The 19,480-nt window shown below is 30.3% G+C and carries 18 protein-coding genes and 2 riboswitches; of the genes, 7 read left to right on the forward strand and 11 right to left on the reverse strand.

What is annotated here, in order from left to right; translation table 11 throughout:
* Nucleotides 1-254 precede the first annotated feature (254 nt).
* The 4 genes from J3477_RS12565 to mnmA all read right to left on the reverse strand — a co-directional run bounded on the left by J3477_RS12565 (nt 255) and on the right by mnmA (nt 6,477).
* A complete protein-coding gene (locus tag J3477_RS12565) occupies nt 255-689 on the reverse strand; it encodes an RrF2 family transcriptional regulator (RefSeq protein WP_183276323.1) in 435 nt (144 codons plus the stop codon).
* Between the two features lie 429 nt (nt 690-1,118).
* Complete coding sequence (locus J3477_RS12570; protein WP_206870294.1) at nt 1,119-1,682, reverse strand: hypothetical protein; 564 nt, start codon at nt 1,680-1,682, stop codon at nt 1,119-1,121.
* 150 nt (nt 1,683-1,832) lie between these two features.
* The gene (locus J3477_RS12575; RefSeq protein WP_206870295.1) at nt 1,833-5,120 is read right to left on the reverse strand and encodes a ligand-binding sensor domain-containing protein; all 3,288 of its coding nucleotides are present in this window, start codon (nt 5,118-5,120) and stop codon (nt 1,833-1,835) included.
* A 241-nt stretch (nt 5,121-5,361) separates the two neighbouring features.
* Nucleotides 5,362-6,477 (reverse strand): tRNA 2-thiouridine(34) synthase MnmA, encoded by a 1,116-nt coding sequence (gene mnmA, locus J3477_RS12580; protein WP_206870296.1) that lies wholly within the window; start codon nt 6,475-6,477, stop codon nt 5,362-5,364.
* A gap of 297 nt (nt 6,478-6,774) precedes the next feature.
* Between mnmA and J3477_RS12585 the strand changes: the two genes are divergently transcribed.
* Nucleotides 6,775-6,993 (forward strand): hypothetical protein, encoded by a 219-nt coding sequence (locus tag J3477_RS12585; RefSeq protein WP_206870297.1) that lies wholly within the window; start codon nt 6,775-6,777, stop codon nt 6,991-6,993.
* 207 nt (nt 6,994-7,200) lie between these two features.
* On the opposite strand, the gene J3477_RS12590 is transcribed toward J3477_RS12585, so the two are convergent.
* Complete coding sequence (locus tag J3477_RS12590) at nt 7,201-7,506, reverse strand: hypothetical protein (RefSeq protein ID WP_206870298.1); 306 nt, start codon at nt 7,504-7,506, stop codon at nt 7,201-7,203.
* A gap of 148 nt (nt 7,507-7,654) precedes the next feature.
* Nucleotides 7,655-8,704 (reverse strand): calcium/proton exchanger, encoded by a 1,050-nt coding sequence (gene cax, locus J3477_RS12595; RefSeq protein WP_206870299.1) that lies wholly within the window; start codon nt 8,702-8,704, stop codon nt 7,655-7,657.
* Nucleotides 8,705-8,926: 222 nt separating this feature from the next.
* Here cax and J3477_RS12600 point away from each other — a divergent pair, with 222 nt between their 5' ends.
* Complete coding sequence (locus tag J3477_RS12600; RefSeq protein ID WP_206870300.1) at nt 8,927-9,238, forward strand: hypothetical protein; 312 nt, start codon at nt 8,927-8,929, stop codon at nt 9,236-9,238.
* A gap of 142 nt (nt 9,239-9,380) precedes the next feature.
* The gene (locus J3477_RS12605) at nt 9,381-10,457 is read left to right on the forward strand and encodes a lactonase family protein (RefSeq protein WP_206870301.1); all 1,077 of its coding nucleotides are present in this window, start codon (nt 9,381-9,383) and stop codon (nt 10,455-10,457) included.
* 172 nt (nt 10,458-10,629) lie between these two features.
* Here the strand turns inward: J3477_RS12605 and J3477_RS12610 are convergent, their stop codons facing one another.
* On the reverse strand, nt 10,630-11,007 hold the full coding sequence (locus J3477_RS12610; RefSeq protein ID WP_206870302.1) for a hypothetical protein: 378 nt from the start codon (nt 11,005-11,007) through the stop codon (nt 10,630-10,632).
* A gap of 356 nt (nt 11,008-11,363) precedes the next feature.
* On the opposite strand from J3477_RS12610, the gene aspD reads away from it, so the two are divergent.
* Nucleotides 11,364-13,001 carry an aspartate 4-decarboxylase gene (gene aspD / locus J3477_RS12615; protein WP_206870303.1) on the forward strand — a complete coding sequence of 546 codons (1,638 nt, stop codon included), beginning with the start codon at nt 11,364-11,366 and terminating at the stop codon, nt 12,999-13,001.
* Nucleotides 13,002-13,450: 449 nt separating this feature from the next.
* On the opposite strand, the gene J3477_RS12620 is transcribed toward aspD, so the two are convergent.
* Nucleotides 13,451-14,743 carry a homocysteine synthase gene (locus J3477_RS12620; protein ID WP_206870304.1) on the reverse strand — a complete coding sequence of 431 codons (1,293 nt, stop codon included), beginning with the start codon at nt 14,741-14,743 and terminating at the stop codon, nt 13,451-13,453.
* A 187-nt stretch (nt 14,744-14,930) separates the two neighbouring features.
* Nucleotides 14,931-15,047, reverse strand: a riboswitch (SAM riboswitch).
* 77 nt (nt 15,048-15,124) lie between these two features.
* Nucleotides 15,125-15,226, reverse strand: a riboswitch (SAM riboswitch).
* A 192-nt stretch (nt 15,227-15,418) separates the two neighbouring features.
* Between J3477_RS12620 and J3477_RS12625 the strand changes: the two genes are divergently transcribed.
* Genes J3477_RS12625 through J3477_RS12635 form a run of 3 tightly spaced genes read left to right on the forward strand, consistent with a single transcriptional unit; the run spans nt 15,419 to nt 16,426 of the window.
* Nucleotides 15,419-15,592 (forward strand): spore coat associated protein CotJA, encoded by a 174-nt coding sequence (locus tag J3477_RS12625; protein WP_206870305.1) that lies wholly within the window; start codon nt 15,419-15,421, stop codon nt 15,590-15,592.
* Entirely contained in the window at nt 15,592-15,846 is a 255-nt protein-coding gene (locus J3477_RS12630; protein WP_206870306.1) for a spore coat protein CotJB, read from the forward strand. Before J3477_RS12625 ends, J3477_RS12630 begins: the two co-directional genes overlap by 1 nt.
* Nucleotides 15,847-15,865: 19 nt before the next feature.
* Nucleotides 15,866-16,426, forward strand: coding sequence for a manganese catalase family protein (locus tag J3477_RS12635; RefSeq protein WP_206870307.1), 561 nt, complete (start codon nt 15,866-15,868; stop codon nt 16,424-16,426).
* Between the two features lie 236 nt (nt 16,427-16,662).
* Here the strand turns inward: J3477_RS12635 and J3477_RS12640 are convergent, their stop codons facing one another.
* The 3 genes from J3477_RS12640 to J3477_RS12650 form a co-directional block, all read right to left on the reverse strand.
* Nucleotides 16,663-18,027 (reverse strand): glycoside hydrolase family 64 protein, encoded by a 1,365-nt coding sequence (locus J3477_RS12640; RefSeq protein WP_206870308.1) that lies wholly within the window; start codon nt 18,025-18,027, stop codon nt 16,663-16,665.
* An 839-nt stretch (nt 18,028-18,866) separates the two neighbouring features.
* On the reverse strand, nt 18,867-19,079 hold the full coding sequence (locus J3477_RS12645; protein ID WP_206870309.1) for a hypothetical protein: 213 nt from the start codon (nt 19,077-19,079) through the stop codon (nt 18,867-18,869).
* A gap of 12 nt (nt 19,080-19,091) precedes the next feature.
* Nucleotides 19,092-19,235 carry a hypothetical protein gene (locus tag J3477_RS12650; RefSeq protein WP_206870310.1) on the reverse strand — a complete coding sequence of 48 codons (144 nt, stop codon included), beginning with the start codon at nt 19,233-19,235 and terminating at the stop codon, nt 19,092-19,094.
* Between the last annotated feature and the right edge of the window lie 245 nt (nt 19,236-19,480).

The following is a 19,480-nucleotide window of genomic DNA, read 5'->3' on the forward strand; positions in this document are numbered from 1 at the left end:
GGTACATCTTTATATAAATTTATTGAAAATTCTAAAACATCTTCATTAATCTTATTATAACAAATCAATCTTAATATACTATTAATTATTTATTATATTTATATCAAGATTTATGCAGTTTATAAAAATATGATACTAAATTAGATAAACTACCACTGCAATTTCAATATCTATATGTTGATTCTTAATAGATTTTGATAATTTTAGATAAAATTAAAGGACTTTATTATTGAATAAAGTCCTTTAATAATCTGCTAAATAAAATATACAATGCTATCAGTACTATCTTTATACTTATTGACCAAATCTTCAAGGGTTATTGAATCAAAATAATCATTTATTTTCTTATTTATCATATCCCAAAGATTATCATTTATACACTTATCTAAGCTATCTATATCCTTATCATGATTTATATCTACTAAAACCAAACTACCTTCTAAAATCCTAAGTATCTCTCCTACAGTTATCTCACTTGGAGATTTAGGTAAAGAATATCCTCCTTGTGCACCTTTTCTGCCAATTACTAAGCCACTTCTTCTAAGCACACAAAATATCTGTTCAAGATAACCTTCTGATATATTTTGTCTCTCTGAAATACTCTTAATAGTAACAGTTTCTTCTCCTGAGTTAATCGCTAAATCTATTAATGCTTTTAATCCATATCTTCCTTTAGTTGAAACTTTCACAAAATCACCCATCCTACATTCTTATGTTTTTATTCTACCTATAAATGAACCTTTTCATAATTAAATTTATATTTCCAACTCCTTCTCTCAGAACTCAGAGAAGTTTTGAAAATAGATTTCATATGGAAGTATTTCATCGTTATATATGCAAACTGTATATATCCTATCTATATTATACAAAATTTAAAATAATATAATCAACTACCGATGTACAACTTCCTAATTTAATTTGCATTTTAGTTTCTAGAGATGAATCACTTCATACCTAAATTTATATTTTCAAATTCTCCTCTCAGAACCCAGAGTAGCTTTGAAAATAGATTTCGGATTGAAGTGTTTCATCTTTAACTGCTCTCTCTATGTTCATTTCTAAATATTAATTACTAAATAATTTTATTAATGTATCTCTACTTTGATAAATTAATCCTTCTACCTTACAATATACAATTCTTCCAGCTCTCTATTAATTCTTTCTGGGATAACATAATTATTATTTCTAAAATACAATTGTGGCATAGCTTCTCTATAGTAACTAAGCAGAACTACTAGAAAAGTTTTCATACTTATCTGTATATTATAATTCAAACTTTGAGCTATTGCATTTCCATTTGAACTATATATTGATAATACACCTACAAATCTATTTTCATCCCCTTTACTTGTAGTAAATAAACTTTCGTTTATAGGATCATCAGTAACCACATTATTATTATACTTTAATAACTCCCCATCATTTTCTTTAAGATGTAATGCTAAACCAATGATAAAGCTTCTTAGGCTTATTTGTATATTTGAATTGGCAAAAGGTACTATTGAGTTTCCATTAGAAATGTAACCACTTAAAAAAGTAAAAACTCTATTATCATTATAATAAACATTACCAGTTTGACAATTTATATTATTCCTTAAATTATCACTATCTCCAGACTCACGATTATTGTATCTGAGGTCATAATAATTATCAGTATCTTTTTTACCCTTACCTCTTTTCAACAAGCTCACCCAATAAAATTGATTATATTAGTATTTTATAATTATAATCAAAATTTGTTATTGTAATTAATAATAAAGCCTAAAAATAAGTTTTTTAAAACAGATAATTCCTAATAACTAACTATGGTCATTAGGAATCATCTATATATTCTATAATACTTTCGTTGGTAAAGTCATTATAAATTCGCTACCTTCGTTCAATTTACTTCTCACTTCTATCGTTCCACTGTGTAAATCAACCAAATTCTTTACTAAAGTCAACCCAATTCCACTACCCATTTTATTAGTCATAGAATTATTATCTACTTGACTAAATCTCTGGAATATCATACCTTGATCGTCTTCAGATATCCCAATACCTGTATCTTTTACAGTTATCCTTACATGCTCATCTAAGTCATTTATTAATACAGTTATTCTTCCACCTTTATTAGTGAATTTGACTGCATTAGAAAGAAGATTTATCACACATCTTTCAATTTCAGTAGGGGCACATTCAATCTTTTTCTCCTCAATATCTGGATCAATTATAAGTTCCAATCCGTTGTTTTCAATATAATCTTTCATTGAAAGTGCTGTTTCTTCAACTACATTAACTATGTCAGTCTCAATAAATCTAAGCTTATATTGCCCAGCTTCTATTTTTGACGAATCTATTAAATCATTAATAACCTTTAATAATCTATTAGAATTTCTATCCACGATATCCATATAGCTTTTAAGTTTAGGTTTACTTATCCTATTCTGTTCCTCGTCATAGCTATTTACCAATTGTACTGCTGAAAGAATAACATTTAACGGAGTTCTTAACTCATGAGATAAATTGACAAAGTAATTATTTTTAAATTTTTCATTGTCTATTAATTTAGCATATAATTGTTCATTTTCTTCAAATTTACTTTTAAGCTCTGAAGTTCTTTGTTTCACTAAGTTTTCTAAAATATTAACATAATTCCATATAAAATATGCAATAGCCACAAATATAAGAATATATATTAAATAAGCATAAATTGATTTCCATGGTGGTTTAGTTATTATTATTTTTATACTTACAGGCTTACTCCAAACTCCACTACTATTTTTCCCTTTTACTTTAAATACATAAGTGCCACTATTTATATTAGTATAGGATGCTATGTTTCTATTGGATGAATAAACCCAATCCTTATCTACACCTTCTAACATATAAGCATATTCATTTTTATTTGTATTCTTATAGTCGGTAACAAAGAAGTTAAAAGTAAAGTAGTTTTCATTATACTTAAGCTGCATTTCATTCTCAATATTAATATCCTTATTGAAAACTTTAAGCTTCTGTATTGAAACTGTTGGTGCATATCCTGTTTGAATGATTTCAGAAGGATAAAAACTATTTAATCCGTTTATACCTCCAAAAAACATTTCTCCAGACAACCCTTTATAAAAAGAATATTCATTAAACTCGTTTCCTTGAAGTCCATCTGATTCATCATAATTTACAAAGGTATTCTTATTTACGTCAAACTTTGAAATTCCTCCATTAGTGCTTACCCATGGATTATTATATTCATCTATTAAAACCCCGTACAAATAATTATTAACAAGTCCATCTTTTTCTGTATATCTTTCAAATTGCTCTTTTTCCTTATTTAGTCTATTTAATCCATGATTGGTTGCAATCCATATGTTACCTATACTATCCTCTGCTATAGATTTTACACTATTAGAAGTAAGAGAATTTTTATCATTGCTATCATTTCTATATATATTTATCTTATTTGATTTTCTATCAAATCTTATAAGTCCACCATCTAGACCACATCCAACCCACATTATACCTTCTTTGTCTTCATATATGTATGAAATAAAGCTATCAGTTACACCATTCTGCTTAAATAGGTCTTTATAATGAGTAAACTGACCACTATTTATATCTAAAGAATCCAAGCCATCTCTAGTACAGATCCAAAGAATTCCGCTCTTATCTTCATATGTAAACTTAACATTTTTATCTGCAATAGAAGTATTTTCCGTTTTATCCTTCTTAACGCTAGTAGTATACAAGTTAAAGTCTTTAGTATTCTTATTAAAATCATATAACCCATTTTCAGTAGATACCCAAATATGACCTTTAGCATCTCCACTTAAACTTGTTATTCTAGAATTGGACCCATTTTCATAGTACTTAACCTCGCCAGTAGACCTATCAACCATGTTTAGAGTTCCAGAATTTGTTCCAACCCAAAGCATTCCTTCATTATCTTCATATACACCGCTTATCATATCATCGCTTAGACCATTTTTTTCAGCAGGATTCATAGAATAGTTTTTAAAATTTACATAAGGCTGAACAGTACTTATTCCTTTATTTGTTCCTACCCAAATAAGTCCTGATCTATCTTGATATATACTTACGACATCATCATTTACGAGGCTTTTTGGATCATAATACTTGTTTCTATAATTAACAAACTTATTTGTAACGCTGTCGTATTTACTCAAGCCATTATTTGTTCCTACCCATAAGTTTCCTAAAGAATCCTTATATAAGGCTTGGATACTATTTGATGGAATTGAGTTTTTGTCCTCAACTTTATTTCTAAACTCTACATAAGTCTTCTTATACTTGTTATATTTTCTAAGTCCACTATCATATGTACCAGCCCATATATTTCCACTACTATCTTCACATATCTTTGTTATATAATTACTATCATTACTTCCATCTGAATTTTCGTTACTAAAATATCTTGTAAATTGTTTTTTAGTAGGATCATAACTATTAAGCCCATTTTTAGTTCCTATCCATATCAAGCCATCTAAGTCTTGAAACAAGCATGTTATAAAATTATTACTTAAACTATTATCATCCTTTGGATTATTGCTGTACCTATAGAAACTATCTGTAGCTTTATTATATATATCCAATCCTGCTGTAGTTCCAGCCCATATATTGCCATCCCTATCCTTTAAAAGAGCCCACACATTGCTACTGGATAAGGTATTGACATTCTTTTCATCACTTGTATACCTTGTTATTTTTTCTGTACTCGGATCAAGTTTGTTCAATCCTTTACTAGTCGCTAACCATATTAATCCATCGTTATCTTCAACAATATCATCTACGTTATTTGAAGTAAGACTGTTCTTAGTGTCCAATTCATATTTATAGGTCTTATACTGATGTCCATCATATCTATTAGCACCATCAGAAGTTCCTATCCACATATATCCTTTTGAATCTTGTATAATAATTTGAGCAGATGTTTGAGATAATCCATTTTCAGTTTCAACTCTTTTGAATTTCGTATCGCTTTCAATTGCGCTAGCTTTAGTAATGTCCATTGATACACATAATATAAATATAATAACGAAGTTTATTAATTTTTTAATAATGCCCTTACTAATATAGACCCCTCCTACAAATGCTGTAAGATTATTCTCTGCATCTTTTATCATTTTTCAACATAAATATACATTTATTTTACCTTATTAGTTACTTAAACTTCAAGTGCTATTATTTTTTTGTTATAAATAAAATACTATTAAAGGGTTTATAAAACATGTTACTTCAGTAAACTTTTTCAAATCAATATAGTTATATATAATTTTTATAATTTTTTAAAATTTAACACACAACTATTAAAACAGTGAAAAAGAAGATGCTTAGCTTATCTAAACACCTTCTTTTTTATGAATACTAAATATATATTTTCAATTCTTGTTTACTATTAAAGGAATTATCTATTATCCCTCCACCTAAACAGCTATCTCCATCATAAAACACAACAACCTGACCTGGGGTTATTGCCTTCTGTGATTCGTTAAATTCTACTACACAACAATCATTTTCTTTTATATAAAGTGTTACATCTTGATCCTTTTGTCTATACCTAAACTTAGCTGTACATTTAAAACTACCTATTTTTGCTTTATCACTTATCCAATTGACATCAGTAGCCAAAAGCCCATATGAATATAGTTTAGGATTTTTCTCTCCTTGAACTACATACAATATATTGTTTAGTAGATCCTTCTCAGCCACAAACCAAGGATCTCCTTCTCCACCTATTCCTAATCCTTTTCTTTGTCCTAAGGTATAGTGCATTAATCCAAAATGCTGTCCCTTTACCTCTCCATCAAACGTCATAATTTTTCCACTCTTAGCAGGAAGATAATTATCTAAAAACTTATCAAAATCACGTTCTCCTATAAAACATACTCCAGTGCTATCTTTTTTATCTGCAGTAGCGAGACCATTTTCCTTGGCTATTTTTCTTACTTCTGATTTATTAAGGTGCCCTATAGGGAACATACTTTTAGACAATTGATATTGATTAAGTTCACAAAGAAAATATGTTTGATCTTTATTAGAATCATTTCCTCTGATCAATCTATATTCTCCGTCCTTAAAATCAACTTGAGCATAGTGCCCCATTGCAATATAGTCCGCTCCCACCTTCATAGCAAATTCAAGAAAAGCTTTGAACTTTATCTCCTTATTACACATTACATCTGGATTAGGTGTCCTCCCTTTTTTATATTCAGACAAGAAATATTGAAATACTTTATTCCAATATTCCTTAACAAAATTAACAGTATAGTACGGTATATCAAGCTTCTGACACACTCTTCTAACATCATCATAATCATCTACTGCAGTACATACACCGCTTTCATCTTCCTCGTCCCAGTTTTTCATAAAAACCCCGATAACCTCATACCCTTGCTTTTTAAGCAACAGCGCTGCAACAGAAGAATCTACTCCACCTGACATCCCAACAACCACTCTTGTATTCTTTGGATCCTTTGTCATCTTCGTATATCTACCTTTCCATCTATATTGATGCACCACTTCGCAACGGAATTTATATTTTAAAATTTTCTCACCAGAAGCCGTGAAAACTTTGAAAATAATGTTAGGCTTGAAGTAGTTCATCTTTAGTTTTGTTAAGTATTATAATACACATTACTCCCGTTTTCAATGTACTGTTTTATCCAGGTATTTCTTAGCGAAGTTCATTTAAACATTATAGGTAAGAACACTTCTTTTTTACTATTACCAGCTTTTTAATATGCCTTTGAAATTAATTGGTTATACAGGAGACGCTCTATGAGCGAGCTATTAGAATTAAATGATTTTTTCAGATGGAATGGCGTTAAAAAACTGTACTGTTCGAACGAAGTGAGTTATACAGTTTTAGCTGCTTCATTGGAAAAAATTATATTAATTCTTCACGAAACTCATCAAAGCATTGAAGGTAGGAGCACCTTAATTTCAGTTAATATGAAAAAACCAGCATTTCTGCTGGTTTGTTTACTCCTTAAGTAAATTAAAACTATTAGTTTATAAACGATTACTTTTTCTTTGGATTTTTCTTAGTATCTTGTTTTTTACCGTTATTTTTTGTTGAACCACTCTTGCTCTTTCCCTTATCAGGCATAATATCTCCCCCTGGCACACAAATATTATATTAATAATTCAAGTTGTTTATCTATATGTTCCAGGAGGTAGAATTATTACTCTGATATTAGAGTTTTATTTTTTACATTTGCTTACTATGCCTTCATAGAGGTATCTAAGATACTCTGTATCTATATTATTTTCCTCTAACTTTTCAATTCTATTTTTAGCTTTATCAAGACTTTCCCTTGCCTCAGTCCAATCTTTATCCTTTATACATGAACTTGAATATTGCAAAAGATAATCTATTTTTAAAACCAATTCAGCAAGCTCTTCATTCCCATCATTAACTAAATCAACTAAAATTGAGTATATCTTTGGAGATGCCTTTGTTTTTGCTGTATTCAATAAATCATTATTTCTAGCATTTACTTTTGCCATTTTTATCACCTCTTTAGTTATATTTTATGTTTATTCTATAAATAAGCACTTCATTTGCTTTTCCTATATAGGATAATTTTTTAATAGTATCGAACACTAAAGTGGTATATCTCAAGACATACCACTTTATAATCTAATCCATATTTTATTATCCCACTATAAAACATGCCACCGCAACTATTAAGTACACACTCATCAATTGAAGCCCTTCAAGCCAGTTAGACTCTCCATCATAAGCAACTTTATTTGCAATTATAACGGCTAATACCAAAGAAATCAACTCATACTTATTGAATATTAAGGCCATAGGTGTAAAAACTAGGCTCAATAGTACTAAAACCGGAGCAACGAAAAGGATTATTTGTAGACTTGATCCTATAGCTATCTCTACTGATATATCCATCTTGTTCTTTAGAGCTGTAACTATAGCTGTTGAATGCTCTGCCGCATTTCCTATAATAGGAAGGATTATAAGTCCAACAAATAAATTACTTAAATGTAATTGTTCTGTCATAGGTTCTATACTTGATACAAGAAACTCACTCTCAAAAGCAACAAATATAGTTGCAACTACCAATACCATTACACTTTTTTTCTTGCTCCATTTTCCTGTAAGAGCTTCATGCTCAGTTCCAAATATATCTTTGTGTGTAAAAAATGAAAAGTATAAACTACTTATATATATTAGTAGCATTATAACAGCTATTAAAACACTAAGATTTTCATATTTCATAGGATTAACATCAGCTACACTTATGTTATCTGTAAATGCAGCAGGTATTATTACACCTATTATAGCGAAAGTAAGCATACTCAACGAAAAATTGATACTGTTTTTAGAGAACTTCTGCACCTTAAACTTAGTTCCACCAATAAACATGCTTGCACCAAGTACTAATAAAATATTTCCTATTATGGACCCCGCAATGGATGCTTTAACTACTTCTAGCAGCCCCGCCTTAAGCGAAAATATAGCAAGTATTAATTCAGTAGCATTTCCAAAAGTAGCATTTAGAAATCCTCCGAGTCTTGATCCAAGGTATACTGACAATTCCTCAGTCGCTTCACCCATAAGTCCAGCTAGCGGTATTATCGCTAAAGCCGTGAATACAAAGGTAAGTATTGGACTTAGATGAAATACTTCTTTAGATAAAAAAGAAACTGGTATAAAAATTAGTAAATAATATAGTTTATTCATAAATCCCCCTAAAAAATAGTATGATACCACAATATATTTATATTGAACAATTTACCAAATTACCTTGCTAATTGCAATAAAAATTGTAATTATATTATATAATTCCACACTGATACATGAATTAAACAAATATTATATATTTGTTTAAAAATTACTTTATAAAGCAATACTATATGTAGATGTCCCTATATATAAGTTATAGATATAGAAAGGAATTTTATTATGAGTATAGATAGTAACTTAAAATGCCAAAAATGCTCTAGCAATAATTTAGAGATTAAACGTGAAGCTACATATGTTTATACATACGATATAAGTAGTTCAAGTTCTGATAGATCAATTAGAAGAGCAGAAGAAACACCTTTTATGTTTGATGATAGAAAAAAAGTTAAAGAAAAAGACTTTCTACATTGTAAAAATTGTGGAACAATATATGAATTTTCTGTAGATGATATTAGTAATAATGTAGAATTTACTATAGTTCAAAAAGCCATTCGCTCAGATTATCAAGAAACTCCAGAATTTTTAGGATAAATTTTCTGTTTTAGAAAATAGGTAGAGTAAATAATACATTTACCTACCTATTTATACTAAGGTATAATTTAACTAGAATAATTTATTATAAAGTTTTAATAATCTCATAATTTATATTGAGATACATTTGGAGGTTAATTGCATGAGTATAAACAATGATAAGTCACTAGTTTATGTAGGCACGTACACTTATGGTGATAGTAAAGGTATATATTCCTTTGAATTCGATCATAAAAATCATCAAATAAGCAATCTACAGCCAGTTGCTACACTTGCACACCCTACATACGTAATTACTTGCAAAGAAAGAAACCTATTATACGCTGTGTTGAAACAACAAGATTTCGGAGGAGTTAGATCTTTCAAAATAAATAACGATAATACTCTTACTGAATTAAATACTGTTCTGGATGAAGGAAAGTCACCTTGTCACCTTTCCTTTGATAACGAGTATAAATATGTCTTCGCTGGCAATTATCATGAAGCTACTATAACAGTACTTCCAATTAAAGAAGGCGGTACACTCGCTTCCCCTACATCAGTTATTAGACATACTGGAGATGGTTCTGGGATAGTTGCTGACAGACAAGAAAAACCTCATGTTCATTATTGCTATCTTACACCTAATGAAAAACATCTATCAGTAGTTGACCTTGGAAGAGATTCTATAACTTTTTATCCATTTGACAAAAACACCGGAGTATTGGACGAGCAAAGCAAAAAAGTTATACAATCAGAACCTGGTTCTGGTCCACGCCATCTAATATTTCACAAGGAGTTTAACTTCTTTTACGTTATAAATGAGCTAAATGCTAATGTGGATGTATATAGTTATGAAGAGCCTGAACTTGTTATAACAAAGTTACAAACAATTAATTCTCTTCCTAAAGATTACGAAGGGCATAATCTCGGTGCAGCAATAAGAATTTCTCCTAACGGAAAGTTCTTATATACTTCAAATAGAGGTAGCGACACCATCTCAATTTTCAAAATTGATGGCAGCTCAGGATTACTTACTTTTGTTGATTATATTTCAACCTTTGGTGAAGGTCCAAGAGATTTTTCCTTTGATCCAAGTGGAAATTTCTTAATTGCAGCAAATCAAAATACTAATTCAATAATTTTATATAAAGCAAATGCTGATACTGGCCTATTAGAAAAGCTAGAAAGTGATTTAGCTGTACCTAATCCTGTTTGTATCTCCATAATTAACAATTAAGTTTCAACCGTTCAAAGGGTTCCAACTTCAACTATTAATTTATACTCTTAGAATTTCCCAATAGGTATAAATTGAGTTTTAGTAATGGAACCCTTTATTTATATGATTTGTTTAAGAAAATTATTGAAATTAATTGGCTATACAGGAGACGCTATATGTGCTAGCTATTAGACTATGGTAAATCAATGTAGTTATTATTTAATAAAAATTTTACTATCTCATACAACGCATCACAATAAGTTTCTTGTAGACCAGATTTTGCTTCAATTACTTCACCGTTGTTATTTTTCAAACTTACAACAACTTCATACTGTTGATTATTTAGGTTAGGTGCTGGAAACTGTCCAGTATAATCCTGAACAATTTCGATAAGCTCTCCTACTTTTACATCATATCCATATTTTAAAAGTAATTCATCTTCATGCTTATCATCTCTTTTGTATTCATCTCCTAAGTACTCTCTTGTAAGTCCTGTAACTAAAGAAAGTAGCTTTATCCTATCGTCATACCCAATTTCTTTTAACTGCCTTCCTAATAAATGTTGTTTCATACTATAAGCACCACCTTAAATTTATATTATTATTCTTATTATTTACCTTATATCATTTTTATGCAATTAAAATTTTTATAATTTTCTAAACAATAAACTATATGCTTATTAAGCTTTACAAGTAATGCAATTACCATATTAAAATCTTCCACTTACGTTTGATAAATAATATTTATATTTATCGGTAATTATAAAACATAGAGATTTTTATATTTTTGATTATTCAAAAGTAATGTATTGAAATAAATAGATACTTTCATTGAATACATCAATTAGTTTTGCAAATAATTCTGGTACTATCCTTCAAAAAAGCATATCAATATGTACAAATCATAGAAAAATTAGAGGTGTTAAATATGGATACTTTTAATGTACAAAGAGAGGAACTAGAAAGAATTTATGGAAAAATTAGTCCTTTCGAATTTAAAAACAGACTTATAAGCTTAGCAAATGGACAAAAGGAAAAAAGCGCTCATGCACTACTAGATGCAGGAAGAGGTAATCCAAACTGGACTGCAGCTACTCCTAGAGAAGCATTTTTCACCTTCGGATTATTTGCTGTTCAAGAAACAAGAAATACCTGGTCAGAAGGTGATCTTGCTGGAATGCCTAGACGTCAAGGTATTGCAGATCGTTTTTATAATTATGTAAAATCTAATGCAACCGCACCAGGAATAGATTTACTAAAACGAATTATAGATTATGGCATAGTTGAAAAAGGATTCGATCCAGATACTTGGGTTCAAGAGCTTACTGATGGAATAATAGGTGATAACTATCCCTCACCAGATAGAATGCTAATTCATATTGAACAGCTTGTTAATTCCTATTTAGTTCAAGAGATGTGTTATAATAAGCCACCAGAAGGCAGATTTAACATCTTCGCTGTAGAAGGTGCAACAGCTGCTATGTGTTATATATTTGATTCTCTTATAGCAAATGAACTGTTGGCAAGAGGTGATAAAATCGCCTTAATGACACCGATCTTTACTCCTTATCTAGAGATACCTCTTTTACCTAGATATAATTTTGATGTTATTAAAATAAGAGCCACAGAACTTACTGAAGATGGTACACATACATGGCAATATCCTAAGGATGAACTAGACAAATTAAAAGATAAATCCATAAAAGCCCTGTTTGTAGTTAATCCTAGCAACCCACCTTCAGTAGCTATGAAAAATGAATCAGTTCAAGTCATAGTGGACATTGTAAATAATCATAATCCAAATCTAATGATAATATCTGATGATGTTTACGGTACCTTTGTTCCCAAATTCCGCTCATTGATGGCTGATTTACCATACAACACTATCGGCGTTTATTCATTTTCTAAATACTTTGGGGTAACTGGTTGGAGACTTGGAACTATTGCTTTACATGAAAGGAATGTATTCGATAAACTTTTAAGAATGCAGCCAGAATCTATAAAAGAAGAACTTAGACAAAGATATGGTGATTTATCTTCAGATCCAGATAATGTTCTTTTCATTGATAGGATAGTTGCTGACAGTAGGCAAGTGGCACTGAATCATACAGCTGGTCTTTCTACACCTCAACAGGTACAAATGGCCTTTTTCTGTGCATTTTCCTTGTTGGATGATAAAAATGTATATAAACAACAAACAATTGATATATGCCACAGACGCCAAAAACTACTTTTTGATGGATTAGGACTTGATCTTAGAAAAGATCCATATGATGCTGCGTATTACACAGAATTTGATTTATTAGAGTGGGCTTGCCATTATTATGGAGATGAATTTGCTGAATATCTTCAAAGAAATCATAAACCAATAGATATCTTGTTCCGTTTAGCTGAAGAATCTTCTATAGTACTTTTAAGCGGAAGTGGGTTTCATGGTCCTGAATGGTCCATTAGAATTTCCCTTGCAAATCTAAGTGACGAGTCTTATTCTCGAATAGGTGAAGTACTCCACAAGGTTTTAGATGAATACGTACATTCATGGCAACTTTCATTTTCACATGTATAAAATCAAGCTTTAAAACAAATTAACCTATTGATGCTTAAGGTGTAGTTTCTCATCATCAATAGGTTAACTCTATACCACTTCTAGTCCTCAAATATATTTAACTCCCCTTATATCTAAGGAACGAATTTTTCAAAAATTCTTCCAAAAGCAGTACATTTATATAAGATTAATATCTTAGGAGGCAAAATTATTTATCTATAATTACTATATAATAATAGGCTGTTTAAAAATATTGTTTAAATTAGTTGGTTAGAGAGGAGATGCTATATGAGCGAGCTATTAGAATTAAAAGATTTTTTCAGATGGAATGGCGTTAAGAAACTGTACTGTTCGAACGTAGTGAGTTTACAGTTTTAGCCATGTAATATGACAAAATCTTATTAATTCTTAGCGTAAGCTCATTAAAGCATCGGATGTCTAACCTATTAATTTCAACCTATAAATTTAAGCTATTTAACTATCTTATTTAGTGCTTGGTCTAAATCATATATTAGGTCATCTGCATCTTCAATACCTATAGATAATCTTATTAGATCTGGTGTTACTCCTGCAGAAAATTGTTGTTCTTCATTTAATTGAGCATGTGTTGTACTAGCTGGATGTATTACTAATGATTTAGCATCTGCAACATTTGCAAGATGTGAGAAGATTTTAAGACTTTCAATAAAGTTCTTTCCTTCTTCAGTTCCACCTTTTATACCAAAAGTAAATATTGATCCTGCACCCTTAGGGAAGTACTTTTTAGCAAGCTCATTATATTTGTTTCCTTCTAATCCTGGATAGCTAACCCAAGAAACTAGAGGATGTTTACTTAAAAATTCTACTATCTTCTTAGTATTAGAAACATGTCTTTCAACTCTTAAGGATAAGGTTTCAAGTCCTTGAATGAATAAGAAAGAGTTAAATGGGCTTATTGCAGCTCCAGTATCTCTCAATAATTGAACTCTAGCCTTAGTAATATAAGCAGCAGCTCCTACATCTTGTGCGAACCTTATACCATGATAGCTTTCATCTGGTTCTGTAAGACCTTTAAATCTTCCACTTGCTATCCAATCAAACTTTCCAGCATCTATTATTACTCCTCCGATTGAAGTTCCATGTCCACCTATAAACTTAGTAGCAGAATGTACTACAATATCAGCTCCAAACTCAATTGGTCTTATTAGATATGGTGTACCAAAAGTATTATCAACGATTAGTGGAATTCCATTTTCATGAGCAACAGCTGCAACTGCTTCTATATCAACAAGGTTTATTCCAGGATTACCTATACTTTCAATATAAAGTGCTTTTGTTTTTTCTGTAATTGCATTTCTAAAGTTTTCTGGATCGTCTGGGTTTACGAACACTGTCTTTATTCCATACCTAGGAAGGGTAGCTCCAAATAAATTATATGTTCCTCCATATAATGTACTAGCTGCTACTATTTCATCACCTGCTTCTGCAATGTTTATGATAGCATATGTTATAGCAGCTGAACCTGATGCAACTGCAAGGGCTGCTATTCCGCCTTCAAGTGCTGCTATTCTCTTTTCAAAAACATCTGTAGTTGGGTTCATTATTCTAGTATATATATTTCCTGATTCTTTTAATCCAAACAGATTAGCTCCATGTTCAACGCTGTTAAATACATATGATGTCGTTTGATATATTGGAACCGCTCTTGATCCCGTTGTTGGGTCCGCCTCTTGTCCTGCATGTACTTGTAATGTATCAAATTTTAAACTTCTTTCTTCACTCATCTTAATCTCTCCTCATTTTAAATAATTTATTTTCTATAATGACAAATACTAAATTTATTACAAACTGATAAAATCAAATAATTTTATTAACATTGACTCTTTAATTTTTAGAGAATAAAACAAAAATACCCCCTTTCTCAAAAATGTATGACGAAAGAAGGTATAATTAACCACAAAACTCTACCATCTCTCATCTTTCCTTAGGTAATGATCCTAAAGCAGGATTTGGCACCTTTTCAGATAAATGGATCTGAAGGTTGCCGAGGTTTCGTAGGGCCAGTCCCTCAACCTCTCTTGATAAGAAATATAAAATATTAAATTATTGCATTTTAGTAAAATAAAAAAACCTCTTTACTGAGAAAGAGGTATGATAAACACACATACTTATCTCTCAGCTAACGCTGTTGGACTTAGCACCATGTATAATGAAATACTGGTTGCTGGGCTTCACAGGGCCTATCCCTCCACCACTCTCGATAAGGTCTTTATTTAATTTAAATTGCTTGTTCTTATTATAATTACTAAAAAATAGGTTGTCAACAATAATTTTTATATTTTTATTAATGTAAATTGACGCAGGAAAATATTGCCTATTTATGTGTCATTATATATTAACTATACATACCTATATAAGAGATAACTTAATAAAAAATATTAATTACCGGAGGATATCTTATGAGCGACGTATTTAAGATGAAAGATGAGTTTAAGCTAGACTATGCAGAAGCTTATGTATTACCTCAACCCTTTAAAGATCTATATGATATAAAGACTGCTTTTGAACGTGGCACTATATTCAATGATTTATATAGACCTTACGAAAAAAAGAAACATGGGAGGGAGTACTAATGGAACAAAAGAAATTACTTTCTATGATTCAACAAGTTGGTTTCTATCTAGTGGAACTTAATCTTTACCTAGATACTCATCCTGATTGCCAGGAAGCATTAGAAAGATTAAATTATCTTTCCGAAAAACTTACAGCACTAAGAAAAGAATATTGTTGCAACTTTGGTCCTTTAACTAACTACGGTCTCCAACCGGCTGAATGTTGGGATCAATGGGTTTCAGAACCATGGCCATGGGAAAGAGAAGCAAATTAAATTAATGGAGGAATACTGAATGTGGTATTATGAAAAAAGATTAGAATATCCAGTAGATATTAAAACCCCTGATTTAAAAACAGCAAAGATTATTATGACTCAATTAGGTGGCCCTGATGGAGAACTTGGTGCTTCTATAAGATACTTAAGTCAAAGATATACAATGCCTACAGGAAAAACAAAAGGATTATTAACTGATATCGGAACAGAAGAATTAGCTCATTTAGAAATAATTTCTTCAATGATCTATCAGCTAACTAGAAAAGCTACACCTGAGCAAATAAATGCTGAAGGCTTTGACTCCTACTACGTTGTTCATGGTACAGCTGTTTACCCTTCTGACCCAAATGGCACTCCATGGACTGGTGCATATATACAATCAACTTCCGATCCAATAGCTGACTTACATGAAGATATGGCCGCTGAACAAAAAGCTAGAGCTGCATATGAAAGATTAATTCAATTAATCGATGATAAAGACGTACTTGATGTATTATATTTCTTGAGAGAAAGAGAAGTTGTACATTTCCAAAGATTTGGTGAAGCATTAGTGCAAGTTCAGGATCATTGTAAAAAGTAGTAATTACTTAGAACATCTTTAAATATACTACACACTATGAAAGGTGTTTTTCGCTGTTTTTATTTGAGAAAATAAAAATTGAAAAGGCTATTAGCATGATTTTTTTTGCTAATAGCCTTTTCGAATTTATGGATGTACCACTTCGCAATAAAATTTATATTTTCAAATTCTCCTCTCAAAATCCAGAGGAGTTTTGAAAATAGATTTCGGATCGAAGTAGTACATCTTTATTTATTTTACCAACCTACTCTAATTATAAGTCCTTTAGGATCTCCAACTTCAAGATAAGCTGCTTGCTGATTAACGTCGTCATAACAGAAGCCATATGCAAGCTTATCTATGCTATGATCATGCCAGAATTTAGCATAGTAATTTGCTGGAGAAGCTTTATAGTATGCAGTTGGATTATTCCAATTTGCAGTATCAGTATATACATGTCTATTTATCGCAGCACATATTTGAGGATTTTGTTGTAGTCCATTTGTTCCTAGTAATATATCTTGTGTTGAGTAGCTTGAATATCCTGCAAAGTAGTTAGCATTTGCTCCACCTACTGCAAAGGAACCATGTATTGGTGCAACAATTCTATATGGTGCTTGAATTGTAGCTAAAGACTTAAATTCTGTTGGAACTTCATTTTGGTATTTTGTAAATATACCTGCTCTAGTCTCTGATTCAAGTTCACCAACAGTTTTATCGTAGTTACCTGCTTTATTAACTAATCTGTGTTGTATTGGGAATCCAAATCCATCAACTCTTGTTGTATTTCCATGATAGCCAGTATTATCTACTGTAAACTCAACAAAATCAAAGTAAATATCTCTGTTTGGATCTGTAGGATTGTCTACGTTAGGTCCTGCAAAGCCTGTATCATAAGTCTTTATATAACATGGTGACCCAACACTTAAGAACATTCTTCCTGATGTTATCTTAGGCATTTGTACCCAATTTGCTTCACTAACTTTATGATAGATATTAGCATAATTAACGCCGTTCTTTGTTAAGTGACCTGAAGCATCATTTAATGCATTTGATATTGGTACTAAATTGCCATTTAAATCTAAGTAACACCATTTTCCTGTAGCAGGGTTTATTCCTATTACTCCCCAATATATATTACTATCTGCATATGCTCCATTTGTTCCATTCATAACCTTAACATTAACTGCACCACTTACAGTCGGTGTTGGTATTGAAGAAGCTGTAATTGAGTATATTGAACCACTTGTTGTGGGAGGATTAGTAGTACCTGATCCTACAGTATAGTTAACCCACGCTGTATCATATGCTGGTGTTCCATTGTTGTAAGTAAATGCATAAGATATAACATTTCCTGAAGCAACTGTGACGCTTTGCTCATATCTGCCTGTTGCGCTGTTATAAGTCATTCTAAAGTTTTGTTGAGCACCTGAGTTTATCTTATAATGTACATCTACCCAGGTAGTACTTACATTAGATTTGAACCAAATAGTAGCTGTGTTTCCTGATACACTTACACCGTTTGTATAATCTGCTGCCTTAGCAGTTACACCCGATAAAAATAATCCCATGAAAAGTAGAACAGTAAATATAGATACTGTTTTATAAATCTTTTTAAACATAAATTTACCTCCTATAGATATAAAAATATTTTAGTACGAAATTTTAATAGCAAAAACAAGCCAATTTAATTTTCAAAATTGAACTTAAACAAATTATTTAAAGCTCTTTTCACCTCCCCAAGAATACTAAACCATTTATAAAATATAGATATTTCATTTCTAGTTATAATGGCTGAATATTATATTTAGTTGTGTAAACGTTTAGATAACAAGACAGATTTGAAATTGGAGTATAAAATTTTGAAATGACATACCTATTGGTTTGTTTTGTTTAGAATTATTACATTAAGAATTTTCACAAGAATGTTTACGACTATATCATGTATTTTTATTAAATATACATGGTAATTTTAGAAATTTTGATTTGGATACTATATAGAAATTATATTAGATATTTACCATCCTTAGTTATTTAAGATACAAGTTTCATAAACTATTAATAATAAGTATTATATTATATTATATATTAATACCCTATTAAACACAGATAAAGATACGATTCGTTGCTTCATTTATTATTTAATTACATTGATTACATATAAATGTTACCTTCATTTACTTATATTGTCAATATTGATTTCCAAATATTTAATTCTTTATTTATTTTTAAATTTTCATATAAATTAAAATTTATTTTTTCAAAATTATACCAATTAAAATACGAAATAATCAATTTTTATACAGTAAAAAATTAGGGCTTTGCATACTTTTTGTTTGCAAAGCCCTATCTATTATAAAAAACATTGTATGCCTGTCAGCTCCACTTTCAGGTAACTGCTGCAACATGTTTCATATACTTATTTATATTAAAATCACTTAACATTTGTTCCTAATTATTTTTATCTAACAAGAATTTTTTCCTTTAATTTTTCAATCACATATTCATCAGTTGCTGGTTGTTTTTCTGAAGCTTCCATCACAGATATAAGTGATTCATTTATTTCCTCCTTAGTTACTATATTATTTTTAATTAAAACATCTACTAATGCATCTACTTTATATGAGTATGTACTCAACATATCTGCTACTTTTTTTATTGCATTATCATCCATTTGCATCATCTCCTATTTTTCTTTTTTCTTGCTTCTTACTGGTACAAATTCTGACAATGTATCATTCGGGTCTATATTTACGTAATCGCCGTATTCATTTTTCTTTAATCCTAATGAAGCCATCTTTTTTCTTGTATTTTTAATCTTAGTTGCCATAATTAGTTTGCCTCCGATTCAAGATTAAATTCTTTTATTTTGCACATTGTATCTAATTCCAACAGGATTCTTAAATGCAACCTATTTTAAAATTGCTCTTCTCTTATATGTTTACCATTTAAAGCTTGTTTATACTGTATAAAAATCATCCATAATCTAAATTAATTTTTATTATGAATTAACTATAAAATTAAGGTGCTTCTTTATAACATAAATAAAGATTTTTATGAGAAGCACCTTGAATT

Origin of the sequence: Clostridium zeae, from assembly GCF_017312485.1 — a bacterium.
In the GTDB taxonomy this organism is placed as follows: domain Bacteria; phylum Bacillota; class Clostridia; order Clostridiales; family Clostridiaceae; genus Clostridium_AR; species Clostridium_AR zeae.